The following is a 14,123-nucleotide window of genomic DNA, read 5'->3' on the forward strand; positions in this document are numbered from 1 at the left end:
AAAAGGTTACCTCACCGACTTCGGGTGTTACAAACTCTCGTGGTGTGACGGGCGGTGTGTACAAGGCCCGGGAACGTATTCACCGCGGCGTGCTGATCCGCGATTACTAGCGATTCCGGCTTCATGTAGGCGAGTTGCAGCCTACAATCCGAACTGAGAGAAGCTTTAAGAGATTAGCTTAGCCTCGCGACTTCGCAACTCGTTGTACTTCCCATTGTAGCACGTGTGTAGCCCAGGTCATAAGGGGCATGATGATTTGACGTCATCCCCACCTTCCTCCGGTTTGTCACCGGCAGTCTCGCTAGAGTGCCCAACTAAATGATGGCAACTAACAATAAGGGTTGCGCTCGTTGCGGGACTTAACCCAACATCTCACGACACGAGCTGACGACAACCATGCACCACCTGTCACTTTGCCCCCGAAGGGGAAGCTCTATCTCTAGAGTGGTCAAAGGATGTCAAGACCTGGTAAGGTTCTTCGCGTTGCTTCGAATTAAACCACATGCTCCACCGCTTGTGCGGGCCCCCGTCAATTCCTTTGAGTTTCAACCTTGCGGTCGTACTCCCCAGGCGGAGTGCTTAATGCGTTTGCTGCAGCACTGAAGGGCGGAAACCCTCCAACACTTAGCACTCATCGTTTACGGCGTGGACTACCAGGGTATCTAATCCTGTTTGCTCCCCACGCTTTCGAGCCTCAGCGTCAGTTACAGACCAGAGAGCCGCCTTCGCCACTGGTGTTCCTCCATATATCTACGCATTTCACCGCTACACATGGAATTCCACTCTCCTCTTCTGCACTCAAGTCTCCCAGTTTCCAATGACCCTCCCCGGTTGAGCCGGGGGCTTTCACATCAGACTTAAGAAACCGCCTGCGCTCGCTTTACGCCCAATAAATCCGGACAACGCTTGCCACCTACGTATTACCGCGGCTGCTGGCACGTAGTTAGCCGTGGCTTTCTGGTTAGATACCGTCAAGGGATGAACATTTTACTCTCATCCTTGTTCTTCTCTAACAACAGAGTTTTACGATCCGAAAACCTTCTTCACTCACGCGGCGTTGCTCGGTCAGACTTTCGTCCATTGCCGAAGATTCCCTACTGCTGCCTCCCGTAGGAGTCTGGGCCGTGTCTCAGTCCCAGTGTGGCCGATCACCCTCTCAGGTCGGCTATGCATCGTGGCCTTGGTGAGCCGTTACCTCACCAACTAGCTAATGCACCGCGGGTCCATCCTCAAGTGACGCAAAAGCGCCTTTCAATTAATAAACATGAGTTCATTAATATTATGCGGTATTAGCACCTGTTTCCAAATGTTATCCCCCGCTTGAGGGTAGGTTACCCACGTGTTACTCACCCGTTCGCCACTCTTCTTTTTCCGGTGGAGCAAGCTCCGGTGGAAAAAGAAGCGTTCGACTTGCATGTATTAGGCACGCCGCCAGCGTTCGTCCTGAGCCAGGATCAAACTCTCATAAAAAGTGTTTGAACAGTCAAAAGACTGTTAAGCTCAATAAAATTAATTCTTTGCTAGCTATTGCTTGCATGTTGTTTGCTTCTATAAAAGAAGCATCCTACACATTGGTTCGTTTGCTTGCTTTGTTCAGTTTTCAAAGGTCTACATAAGCTGTTAAAAGAATGTGTTTAGAAATTGTTCGCGATAAAGAGAAATCATTTGAAGTTGTTTTCAAACTTCGGATGATTGTGACTTATTGCCGTCATTTCTCATTCATTTAACTTACTTGGTCGTTGCTTTTTAAACGTTTCAGCAACTCTTATATCTTATCAGCTGACGTTTTGTTTGTCAACTGTTTTTTTCAAAAAGTTTTGAAAACTTTTTGAAATGATATTTCAGAAATGTGCTGCTCACTAAGCAACTCCGTTAGTTTAGCAAGTAGTTAGCTCGCTGTCAACAAGTTTTTTTGTTTTTTTCAAAACTTTTTTCAACTCGTTATAATTAAACTTTTAAGTCGCTAACGGACAAGTAATAATATACCAACTAAATCTTGCTAGGTCAACGATTTTATCGACATTTTTTCGCTTTTTTTATATATCCGATTGATTTAAAGCAACGCTATCAAAATCATTCGGTAATAAAGCTTTTTCAGTTTTATTATCCCGCTAATTATCATTTTCCAGAGTATAAAAAAAGCCCTAGAAAACCAAAAAGAATTGGAATTTCTAGGAGCTTGAAATTATTAACGCATTGTTGGGAATAATAAAACATCACGGATCGATTGCGCATCGGTTAAAAGCATCACCAAGCGGTCAATCCCGATACCTAAACCACCAGTAGGCGGCATACCGTATTCTAAAGCTTCTAAGAAGTCTTCATCAACTCCGTGCGCTTCGTCATCGCCTGCTTCCCGTTGTTTTTCTTGATCTTCAAAACGAGCGCGTTGATCAATCGGATCGTTTAATTCTGTAAAGGCATTGGCAAACTCACGACCCACAATAAACAACTCAAAACGATCAGTAAAACGACTATCTTCTGGATTTTTCTTCGCTAATGGTGATACTTCTACTGGATGACCATAAATGAATGTTGGTTGAATTAAAGTATCCTCAACGAAAGTTTCAAAGAATTCATTGATAATATGACCAACTTCCATCGCATCTGTAATTTCAACATTATGTTCTTTTGCTAAAGCACGAGCATCTTCTAATGACATACTTTGCCAAAAATCTACTCCAGTTTGTTCTTTAATAGCATCTAGCATATGCATACGTTTGAATTCAGTATCCAAATCAATAGCTTGGCCATCATAGGTAAGTTTCCCTGTACCTAAAACTTTTTGCGCGGCATTACGGATAATGCCTTCTGTTAAGTCCATGACATCGCGATAATCTGTATATGCAGTGTAGACTTCAATCATAGTAAATTCTGGGTTATGGGTGGTATCGATTCCTTCATTACGGAAGACACGACCGATTTCATACACTTTCTCCATACCGCCCACAATTAATCGTTTCAAATGCAATTCTAAAGCGATTCGCAAATATAAATCCATATCTAATGCATTGTGGTGTGTAATAAATGGACGAGCAGCAGCCCCGCCAGCTTGATTGTGTAAGACAGGCGTTTCTACTTCTAAATAACCTAAACCATCTAAATAGCGACGGATTTCACTGATAATTTGACTACGTTTTGTAAAACGTTCAAAACTTTCGCGATTTGAAACCAAATCCAAATAACGCTGACGATAACGTTGTTCCACATTGGTTAGACCGTGATATTTGTCAGGTAAAGGACGCAAAGCTTTTGATAATAAAATGAATTCACGCGCTTTAATAGAAACTTCCCCAGTGTTGGTTTTCATAATTTGACCCACAACACCATAAAAGTCACCTAAGTCTGCGTGTTTAAATAATTCATAGGCTTCTTCGCCGACTTCGTCTTTACGCACGTAAATTTGCACTTGGCCTTCACGGTCTTGTAAATGAGCAAAACCAGCTTTTCCTTTCCCGCGTTTTGTCATCATCCGGCCTGCTACACTAGCAGATAAATTCATTTCACTTAATTCTTCTTTAGTCCGTTGATCAAACATTTCATGTAGTTCTGCGGAATTATGAGTGCGTTCGAAACGTTTTCCGAAAGGATCGATTCCATCGGCTTGCAGTGCTTCCATCTTCTGGCGACGCACCAGCATTTGATCGTTCAATTCTTCTTGGGTTTGTTGCTGTTGTTCCTCAGTCACGCGTTTTCCTCCTTGATTTTTAGTTGAAGCAGCTAGTAAAACATCACGGTACAACCCTTCAAATGTGCCAGCTACTATAACTCTCTAGTCTATTCTTTCTTATAATGCCAATGAAACTAAAAAAAAGCAAGCCGAAAATCAGCTTCGGCTTGAAAAAAAGCTTTACTCGTGTGCGTTTGCCACAAGGTCCCGCTCTTTTGTTTTCGCAATAAAGTCATCTAAAATCATTATAATCGTTGCTTGATCTTCGGCTTGATTAATGGCAACCTTGGTTTTAGCTGCTCGTGAAATACCCTTTAAATAGTAAGCAGCATGTTGACGAAATTCTCTAGCTGCAACCATCTCACCTTTTAAATCAACTAAACGTTGCAAGTGAACTTTGGCAGTTTCAATTTTTTCAACCGGTGTCGGCTCATCGATTAATTCTCCTGTCGCTAAATAGCGCTCAGTCCGGTGAATCATCCACGGATTCCCCAAAGCCGCTCTACCAATCATCACACCATCCGCGCCTACTTCATCCAACATACGTTTAGCATCTTGTGGTGTTTTCACATCCCCATTTCCCATAAAAGGAATACTGATATTTTTCTTTACTTCTTTTAAAATATCCCAATTGGCTTTGCCTTCATACATTTGAACACGTGTACGCCCATGCATTGCAATTGCAGCGGCCCCACCAGCTTCTGCCGCTTTGGCATTTTCCACCGCAAAAACATGTTGGTCATCCCAACCAATTCGCATCTTCACTGTGACCGGGATATTTACTGCACTGGTTACAGCAGATACCATTTCATGCACTTTGTTAGGATCCAAAAGCCACTTAGCACCAGCTTCAGCTTTAATGACTTTGTTTACTGGGCACCCCATATTAATATCAATTATATCTGCCGTTGTATTTTCTGCGACAAATTGTGCTGCTTCAACTAATGAATCTTTATTACCCCCAAAAATTTGCACACTTAACGGATGCTCTTTTTCATCGATATAAAGCATTTCTAAGGTTTTTTTATTGCGAAAATGAATTCCTTGATCACTAATCATTTCGCAAACAACTAAGCCTGCGCCAAATTCTTTCACAGTGACCCGAAAAGCCGCATTGGTAATTCCTGCCATTGGTGCTACCACTACACGGTTAGGAATTTTGACATTCCCAATTTGCCAAGTTTGATCTTGCATTATTTTGTTGCCTCCTGCATTAAAGCAGTTAAATCCGCTTCTGAGTATTCATATTTATTGCCACAAAAAGCACAGACCGCTTCTGCGCCGTGATCTTCTTTAATCATCGCTTCAATTTCATCGGGCCCTAGAGCAATAATTGCTTCAGCAAACTTGTCTTTTGAACAATCGCATTTAAATTGAACGGCTTTTTCTTCTAAAATCATTAAATCAGTATCCGGCAATAACGTATCCAAAATTTCTTCTGGCTTTTTACCGGCGTCTAATAAATCAGAAACTTTAGGCATATTGGCCAAATTCGTTTCAATTGCGGTCACAATTTCTTCAGTCGCCCCTGGCATCATTTGCAACATAAAGCCGCCGGCAGTTTTAATGCTGTCATCGGTATCTACTAACACACTTAAACCAACCGCTGAAGGAATTTGTTCTGAAACAGCCAGGTAATAAGTAAAGTCTTCCCCTAATTCACCGGAGACAATCGGTGTTTGTCCAGAAAACGGTTCTTTTAAGCCTAAGTCTTTAATGACTGTGAACATTCCTTTTGTGCCAACTGCTCCGCGGACATCAATTTTCCCCGCCTCATTTAAAGGTAAACTCAAATGTGGATTTTTGATATAGCCTTTGACATCCCCATGACCATTACTATCGACAATGATTGCCCCAGCAGGACCGTCGCCTTCCACTTTCACCGTTAACTTATCGTCTCCTTTTAAAGTACCGCCTAATAATAAACTTCCGACTAGTGTCCGCCCCAGTGCTGCCGAAGATGTATTCCAAGTATCGTGTCGTTTTTGTGCTTCTGTTACCGTTTGGGTAGCATCCACTGCATAGGCTCGAACTAAGCCGCCATATGCCAATGCTTTAATTAAATAATCACTCATGATTTTACTCCTTTATCTGTTTAACTTTTTTCGTCAGCCTCACTTGTTGGCAAACATTTTACTTTATGCGGCGACAATTTTTCTGCCAATTAAACTTCTATTCATTTCTGAATCATACAAGGAAGTTTTATTTTTTTCAACTTTCTCTAATTGAATTAATAAAAAGTATGAAAAATCAGCGCGAAATAATGCTATTTTAGCAAAATTTCAATAAAAAAGGACTTTCCCGTAGAAAAGTCCATGCTGCTATTTCAGATTAAGTACTAGCTGAAGACGCCGCTGCATTGTCATCTGCTTTCACACAATCGATTGCGACTACTAAAGCTATAATCATTTTTTCGTAGCGTTCATCTTGAATTGTAACTTCATAAGTATCTCCCCAAGAAACCCAGCGTTTGTTAATTACCGCAATTTGCAAACCGTCACGTATCACTTCAAAATCCATATCCCACCAATTACCCTGAACGCTGATTTCTTCTGCCTCGATGTGATAACGGGCTTTAAATAAGGTTAATTCTTTTTTGATTACAATATCGGAAGCACCTGCAATTGCAACTGTAAATTGGGGCAAAAGAGCTAACACTTTTTTGGTAATTTCCCCAATAATTTGATCATGGCGATCATAAATCGTAAATTGTTTTGGTATCTTTAAAAAGCTTCCCTGTACATGATATACCGTTTCTTGGTTGGCATCTGTAACATTGAATTTTTCACCAATACTGAAAACCTTTTGTTTAATGTAGAGTTTTCTCATCAGAATTCCTCCTTTTCCATTTTTGACCACGATAAACGTGCGAGCTTTTGCAAAATTTATATGGAAAAAGACGCGATAGCCCAAACTATCACGCCTTATTTTCCTAACAAAGATTAAGCATCTTTGTCTGTTTCATCTTTTTCTTGTTTCAATTCATCTTGGACTTCTTTTGTTTCTTCGTCTGGATGAAGTTTGGCTTCATTAGCCTCAGCATCAAAATAATCTTTGGCTTCTTTGAAATCTTGTTTTTCTTCTGCTTGCTTTTGTGCATCTTTTTCTTCTAACGCACGTTTTGCTTCTTCAAAGGTTTGTGCTTTTTCTGAAGGATATTCTTCTGTTTCCGTTCCTTCTGGCATTTTACCTTCTTCAAATAAGGATTTGATTGCTTTTGCATCTAATGTTTCATGTTGCAATAGTTTTTCAGCAATCAATTTATGTTGCGCCCGATGTGCTTCAATAATTTCATGGGCTTTTTGATGTGCTTCGTTTAAAATTCGGCGGACTTCTTGGTCGATTTCATAAGCAACTTGTTCAGAGTAAGCTTTAGTTTGACCATAGTCACGACCAACAAAGACTTGATGATTTCCTTCATATTGAACAGGACCTAATTTATCACTCATACCATATTCTGTTACCATGCTACGAGCAAGTCCGGTCGCTTGTTCAAAGTCATTTGAAGCCCCAGTAGATTTCACGCCGAAGATAATTTCTTCTGCAGTTCGTCCCCCTAAAAGACCAACGATTTGTTCAAACATATCGTCTTTTGTCATTAACATTTGATCTTCTTTTGGTAAAGCAATCATATAACCGCCAGCGCGACCCCGCGGAATAATCGTTACTTTATGGACGATACGTGCCCGAGATAGAATCAATCCCACAATCGTATGTCCAGCTTCATGGTAAGCCACCATTTCTCTTTCACGTTTGCTGATGACTTTGTCTTTTTTAGCAGGACCGGCAATAACACGGTCTTCTGCTTCATCGACATCGGAAGCATCGATTTTTTTCTTGTTACGACGAGCTGCAACTAAAGCCGCTTCATTTAAAACATTTTCCAAGTCAGCACCGGCAAAACCTGGTGTTTGTTGGGCAACAACTTTTAAATCTACATCGTCAGCTAACGGTTTGTTCCGTGCGTGAACCCGTAAGATGGCTTCACGGCCTTTGACGTCTGGACGTCCAACTAAAATTTGACGGTCAAAACGACCTGGACGTAACAACGCTGGATCTAATACATCAGAACGGTTGGTTGCAGCAATGACGATGACGCCTTCATTACCATCAAAACCATCCATTTCAACTAACAATTGGTTTAAGGTTTGTTCACGTTCATCATGACCGCCCCCCATGCCTGCGCCACGTTGACGGCCGACAGCATCGATTTCATCAATAAAGATAATCGCAGGTGCATTTTTCTTGGCGGTTTCAAACAAGTCACGAACCCGTGAAGCCCCCACGCCGACGAACATTTCAACAAAGTCAGAACCAGAAATTGAATAAAACGGTACTCCTGCTTCACCAGCTACGGCTTTAGCAAGTAATGTTTTACCAGTTCCGGGAGGTCCTTCTAGTAACACACCAGCGGGAATTCTTGCGCCAAGTTCCACAAAACGCCGTGGATCTTTTAAGAATTCAACAACTTCTACTAATTCTTGTTTTTCTTCTTCGGCACCGGCTACGTCAGAAAAACGTACGCGGTTGGCTTTTTTGTCTGCTTCTTTGGCTTTTGATTTACCAAAGTTCATAACACGGCCGCCACCGCCACCGCCGCCACCTTGTTGCCCCATCATCATATAGAAGAAGAAAATGATGATCACAAGTGGTAAGAAAGTCATTAACAGTGAAATCCACAGACCACTATTGGACTCTTCTTTAATTACTGTTTTCACGTCTTCTTGATCCGCTAGTGCAGTAACTTCTTTCAATGTATTATCGTTTGGTAGAATCGTTGTGGCAAAATGAGTTGATTCACTACTTGTTTCACCCCAAACAGTTAACCCACTGTTGTTTTCTACCTTTTGCTTGTCTTTGTATTCCCCGGTAATTTTATAAACTCCGTTAACCGGCTGTACATTAAATGACTTCACTTTACCGTCAGCTAGTTGTTGGCGGAAAGTAGAGTACTCGATATCTGGCGACTGTTGGCTGTTATTCCCAAATAAGAAATAAACGACCGTTATCATGGCCAAAAGCACGAGTACATAGTATAAGGTATTTTTTAACATACCGTTATTACCTTTTTTGTTCATGCTTGCCCTCCTTAATTAATTGAAAGCTTTTCTCAGGATAAAACGTTATTTTCAAACATGACTTATCCCATAAAAAAAGGTCTTTCAAATACTTTTTGTGTGATTTTTATCAATCCTGACCATTTTATTGTATCACAAGTCATTTCAATTAGCGGATTAATTTGATTCGTAAACACTCGGTTTTAAAACGCCTACATATGGCAAGTTCCGATATTGCTCGATATAGTCTAAACCATACCCTACGACAAATTCATTAGGTACATCAAAGCCAACATAATCCGCTTCAATATCTACCACGCGTCCTTCGGGTTTATCTAACAATGTTACGATTTTAACCGAGTTGGCTTTACGATATTTAAACAAATCAACCAAGTATGCCAAAGTTCTTCCACTATCAATAATATCTTCCACAATTAAAAGGTCGCGGCCTTCAACGTTTGTGTCCAAGTCTTTTAAAATCTTGACTTCACCAGAAGATACTGTTGCATTACCATAACTTGAAACATCCATAAAATCTAATTCCAAATAGCAGTCCATTTCACGACAAATATCAGCCATAAAATTGATTGAACCTTTTAAAACGCCAATGACTAACGGATTTTTATCCTGATATTCTGCAGCGAGTTGTTCCCCCAACTCTTTGCAGCGGGCGTTAATTTCTTCTCGTGTTACAAGCACTTTTTCAATATCTTTTGCTAACATGTCTGTCTCCTTATTTTACTATCACCAATGGATAGATTATTGGTATTTATAAAGCAGTCTGTAGTGTATTTTATCAGTTTCTACTGCAATACTCAAATAAGAAAAGGCAATCGGCAGTACTGCTAAAACTTGATTGTCCACATCTGTCATAACCCAGGTTTTCTCCCGTGCAGCATTGGGAATTTTTTTATCAATTAAAATGCGGCTAACCTTTTTACGTAAACTTTCTTTTAGTTGAATCCGATCACCATCCGCTCGTTTTCTGATAATCACCTCATTGGGGAAGTTTAATGCCAAAGGTTGACTGATTTCTGACCAAAGTTTGACTTTTTCGGGAAGATTGACTTTTTCTGTCACCGGTATAATGGCTAACCACTCATTTTCAGATAAAAAACCACTGTCTCCTACTTTAAAATGAAAAGTTTTTGCCGCGTTGACTGGGGGCTTTTTACCAATCGTTAGTTCATCATACATTTTCACAACCTGCCATGAAGCCCCGATATCTAATTGCCATTGGGCTTTCTGTGCATCGAGCAGCTCCAAAACTTTTTGCAAATTATCCTGACTAGTAGTCACGTCATAAGTCTGTTTAATTTTTTGCGCCAAATATTGCAAAGTAAAGTACTGCTCTCTTTTGGGTAATGTTAAAAAATCTTTCACTTTAAAACTGACTGCAAACTCTTTTTCTAGTACATACTCGTTAAACCACATACTCGCTTTTTCCTCAATTATTTCTTCTGCCCAAATTAACTGTTGGGAAAGCTGTTGAAAATGGGCTAAAATTTGGGGGTTTTCTGCTTTTAATAAAGGAACCACTTGTTGCCGCAGTCGATTTCGTTGGACATCTAAATAGTAATTGCTTTCGTCTTCAAAATAGGACAAATTTTCTAAAGAGGCATATGCATAAATTTCTTCTTTACTAAAAGAGAGCAGCGGACGAATTAATTTCCCGCCGGCAAAAGCCTGCCGCGGTTTAATTCCCATTGCATTTTTTAACTGACCATCGCGAATCATCTTCATTAACATCGTTTCCAGTTGATCATCCGCATGATGGGCTGTCATTAGCGTATCAAAATAGTAATCATGCATGAGCTCTGCGAAAAAAGCATAGCGAAAAATCCGCGCCGCTTCTTCTACACCCGCATGGGGAACATCTTCCCATTTGCGTTCATAAAAAGAAATCTCATGTTCATCACAGTAACACTTTAAATCTGCCGCTTCTTGCGCTGAAGTGGGACGTAATTGATGATTGATATGCGCCACAGCGATAAAAAAATCGTATTTTCGCCGCATTTTTTCCATTAACCGCAAGAGTACAAAGGAGTCCGCACCGCCAGAAACCGCTAATAAAATTCGGCTACCCGCCTGCCAAAATTTTTTCTTGTTTCCTAATTGTTCAAATTCTTGTTCCATTTACGGCTCCTTTCCTTTTTCCAAAATTTTCATTTGTACCTTTAACTTAACGCTATTAGCACCCCCGTTAAATAAAAAAGCTTGGCTGAAGCGTTTAATTATTTTTTAGTACCTCCACAGTTTAAATAGTTTTTTATCAGAAATGAAGCTGCCCATTTACTTTTCAATATGTAAGGCGAGATACGCTTATTTCTTTGCTGTCGTTACAGCCCTATTCTATTAATGAGGGAAAATATCACAACATAATGGATAAAATAAGAAAAGCTGCACTGCCTAATGGCGGTACAGCTTTTAGCTTTCATTAATTACGCCGGCCACCACGGCCACCACGTTTGCCTTCGGTGTTGCGACGCAGTGAAGATAGGCGATCATCACTGTCTTTTAAAAATGAACTCATCAATGAATCGAAGTCTTCTTTTTTATTTACATTTGCACTTGGCCCTTTAGAAAATGGTTTCTTAGGAGCCGGACGACGATTTGGTTCTTTTCTAAATTCTTTTTTCTCTGCTTGTGGTTTATCTACAGCTTTACGAATGGATAAACCAATCTTGCCGTCATCCCCAACAGATGTTACCAAAACTGTTACTTCATCGCCGACTTTTAAGACATCATTGATGTCTTTCACAAAGCCATCTGATACTTCACTGATATGCACTAATCCGGTTTTACGGTTGCCCAAATCAACAAAAGCACCAAAATTGGTAATCCCCGACACTTTTCCTTGCAGCTTAGCTCCTACTTCGATTGACATAAAAGAATTGTTCCTCCTAGTTTAAACCTGAAATTTATATTTACTACTCTTCAGCAGTAGATGACCCATTTGTACGATCGATGGCTTTTTCCACTTTTGTATCTTCTTGATCTTTTGTGTTTTGATTTTGGCCGGCAATTGGATAGACCTGCTCACCATCTTTAGAGTAATAAAAACGGCTACGGGCAAGTTTTGCCACATAATCTTCATCTTTTAACAACGCCACTTCTTTTTTTAATTGGGTGACATTGTCTGAGACGACTTTATTATCTGCTACTGCCTCTTGCTTAATCGCTTCTAACTTCACTAATCGTTGATGATCAGAAAAAAGTTGAAAGCCTACAAACGCAAAAATCAAACAGGTAAGGGTCAAAAGTAACGTTAAACGACGACGTTTAAAAACGACTTGCCGATGTTGTTCTTGATACTTGGCGATTTGTTTTTTGACATATTCGTTATCAAGTTGTTCAACATTTTGATCACGGCCATTTATCACATCTGTCACGTCCCTTCTCTTACCTTAGCAAATTGGATAATCCAAAATTAATTATAGCAACTTAAACTAGGCTTGTCTAATGAATTTCTAGACATTTTCATTTCTTGTTTCGCTTACAATTTCATACATTTGTGCTGCATCTTCTTTTTTTGTTGACTCATGCAATTCCAAGACTTTAATTTCCATGGTTTTATTCCCAAAACCGATCTTGACAATGTCGCCGATTTTAACGGTACTAGAAGACTTTGCCAACTTACCATTTACTTGAATACGGCCTTTATCAGCAACTTCTTTTGCCACTGAACGCCGTTTGATAATTCGTGAAATTTTCAAAAATTTGTCTAAACGCATACTTTTCCCTCATTTTCTTTCAGTATAATTTTTCTATTATTTTTTTAATCGCAATAATTTTTTGCCAAATGGCAGTAACAACCATTCTCGTAAAGTCAAAAGATCAAATCTGATCGCAGCCTTTATAAAAGCAAAACCACCGACTGCCACTGCAAAAGTAGTGACAACCAGAGCGCCAAACCGCGTTTCAAAGCCACCCAGCACTGCTACTGCAAAATAAAAGACAATGACCGCACCACTCATGACGAGTAAACATTTGCAAATCTTTTTGGAAAATGCCCGTTCTCGCCAAAATCGATTGATATTTTGATTTTCCGCTTTGATTAAACGCCATAAAGTGGCTGCTAAGCCAAAGATGGTTCCCAAACTTGCACCAAGTGTTCCCATTGAAGCAGTTAAAATGATAGTGGTGCCAAATTTTACCCCTAAGCCTAAAACAGCAGCTTTTAAAGCCGGGCGAAAATGATTTTGGCTTTGTGCGATTGCTTGATAAGATTGAATCACTGCCATCAAAAAGACAGAAAAAACAAAAACTTGCAAAACATCATTTCCCGCTTCATCTTTAAATAATGCATAGTTTAAAGAAGGCATCACAAGTGCTAAGCCAAATGAAGCAGCGAGAGAAATGCTTGTAGTTAGGCGTAAATAAATTTTGGCAGAACTTTGAAAGAGACGATTATTACGTGCTACTAGGTATTTCGTTAAGGCTGGTAAAAAAGTAGAACTTAACGCAGCAGCTACGACTAAGCCTAATTGTACCATGGGTTGCCCTCTGTCATAAACACCTTTAGCAATTTGTGCCGTCTCTTGCTGAAGTCCAAAACTTTGCAATTCATTCGTAATCACAAAAGAGTCAATCAATTGAAACAAAATTAAAAAGCCCGTATAAATCGACAGCAAGCCGCCTTCAACTACAAAACGGCGCAGTAATTTTTTGTCCACTTTACCAAAGTGAAAATCTTGCAATAGGTTCAAACCGCCACCACTGATTTTCTTTTGGTAGTATACTAACAGCACCACAGCACCTAATCCACCTGCGACTGCGCCACTCATCGCTACCGTTCCCGTTTCATAAACATCAAAGAAGCCTGCTTGAAACATCAAAGCTGCTGCAATAATCACGCCAACGCGGACAAATTGCTCCACCACTTGTGAAACCGCACTGGGAACCATTTGTAGTTGTCCTTGAAAATTGCCGCGATAAAAAGCTAAAAAAGGCATTAATAAAAAAGTAAAGGAAACCACCCGAATTAAAGGTGCCAATAATTGATTTCCCATTAAAATCGCAATTATCTCAGCACCAAAAAAAGTCATTCCCCATAAAATCATACCGCAATAAAAAACAACAGGTATTAATTTTTGAATCGCAGTTTTTTGTTGTTTTACACTGCTGATTTCAGCAATATACTTGGAGATAAATTGTGGCAAGCCCGATAATGCTAACGTCATTGCCAAGCCATAAATTGGATAAACCTGCTGGTATACATAAAAGCCTTGATCCCCCACTAAGTTTTGTAGCGGCACCCGATAAATCGCACTTAAAACTTTGGCAATAAAAGAGGCGACAGTCAGTACAAAAGCCCCTTGCATCATTTTTTGCATTTGATTTTCTTTACCTTTGGTACTTTCTGCCTTCATCTTTTCACCTCTTAGCCTTATGTT

At 40.1% G+C, this 14,123-nt stretch carries 11 protein-coding genes and 1 rRNA gene; all 12 read right to left on the reverse strand.

The window, feature by feature from the left end:
- Nucleotides 1–1,470 (reverse strand): 16S ribosomal RNA (locus RK01_RS09355).
- A gap of 718 nt (nucleotides 1,471–2,188) precedes the next feature.
- Nucleotides 2,189–3,688, reverse strand: a complete 1,500-nt coding sequence (gene lysS / locus RK01_RS09360) for a lysine--tRNA ligase (protein WP_016173034.1) — start codon at nucleotides 3,686–3,688, stop codon at nucleotides 2,189–2,191.
- A 162-nt stretch (nucleotides 3,689–3,850) separates the two neighbouring features.
- Nucleotides 3,851–4,864, reverse strand: a complete 1,014-nt coding sequence (gene dusB, locus RK01_RS09365) for a tRNA dihydrouridine synthase DusB (RefSeq protein WP_016173035.1) — start codon at nucleotides 4,862–4,864, stop codon at nucleotides 3,851–3,853.
- A complete protein-coding gene (gene hslO, locus RK01_RS09370; protein WP_016173036.1) occupies nucleotides 4,864–5,745 on the reverse strand; it encodes an Hsp33 family molecular chaperone HslO in 882 nt (293 codons plus the stop codon). Before hslO ends, dusB begins: the two co-directional genes overlap by 1 nt.
- A gap of 256 nt (nucleotides 5,746–6,001) precedes the next feature.
- Nucleotides 6,002–6,499 (reverse strand): LURP-one-related/scramblase family protein, encoded by a 498-nt coding sequence (locus tag RK01_RS09375; protein WP_016173037.1) that lies wholly within the window; start codon nucleotides 6,497–6,499, stop codon nucleotides 6,002–6,004.
- Nucleotides 6,500–6,612: 113 nt separating this feature from the next.
- The gene (ftsH, locus tag RK01_RS09380; RefSeq protein ID WP_016173038.1) at nucleotides 6,613–8,748 is read right to left on the reverse strand and encodes an ATP-dependent zinc metalloprotease FtsH; all 2,136 of its coding nucleotides are present in this window, start codon (nucleotides 8,746–8,748) and stop codon (nucleotides 6,613–6,615) included.
- A 156-nt stretch (nucleotides 8,749–8,904) separates the two neighbouring features.
- A complete protein-coding gene (gene hpt / locus RK01_RS09385; RefSeq protein WP_016173039.1) occupies nucleotides 8,905–9,450 on the reverse strand; it encodes a hypoxanthine phosphoribosyltransferase in 546 nt (181 codons plus the stop codon).
- Between the two features lie 36 nt (nucleotides 9,451–9,486).
- Nucleotides 9,487–10,863, reverse strand: coding sequence for a tRNA lysidine(34) synthetase TilS (gene tilS, locus RK01_RS09390; protein WP_016173040.1), 1,377 nt, complete (start codon nucleotides 10,861–10,863; stop codon nucleotides 9,487–9,489).
- 301 nt (nucleotides 10,864–11,164) lie between these two features.
- On the reverse strand, nucleotides 11,165–11,614 hold the full coding sequence (locus RK01_RS09395) for a S1 domain-containing RNA-binding protein (RefSeq protein ID WP_016173041.1): 450 nt from the start codon (nucleotides 11,612–11,614) through the stop codon (nucleotides 11,165–11,167).
- A gap of 43 nt (nucleotides 11,615–11,657) precedes the next feature.
- On the reverse strand, nucleotides 11,658–12,119 hold the full coding sequence (locus tag RK01_RS09400) for an FtsB family cell division protein (protein WP_244874962.1): 462 nt from the start codon (nucleotides 12,117–12,119) through the stop codon (nucleotides 11,658–11,660).
- Nucleotides 12,120–12,197: 78 nt separating this feature from the next.
- A complete protein-coding gene (locus tag RK01_RS09405) occupies nucleotides 12,198–12,461 on the reverse strand; it encodes an RNA-binding S4 domain-containing protein (RefSeq protein WP_016173043.1) in 264 nt (87 codons plus the stop codon).
- A gap of 36 nt (nucleotides 12,462–12,497) precedes the next feature.
- Nucleotides 12,498–14,099 (reverse strand): putative polysaccharide biosynthesis protein, encoded by a 1,602-nt coding sequence (locus tag RK01_RS09410; protein WP_016173044.1) that lies wholly within the window; start codon nucleotides 14,097–14,099, stop codon nucleotides 12,498–12,500.
- Nucleotides 14,100–14,123: the final 24 nt, after the last annotated feature.

It is taken from the genome of Enterococcus dispar ATCC 51266, from assembly GCF_000406945.1.
Lineage (GTDB): Bacteria > Bacillota > Bacilli > Lactobacillales > Enterococcaceae > Enterococcus_C > Enterococcus_C dispar.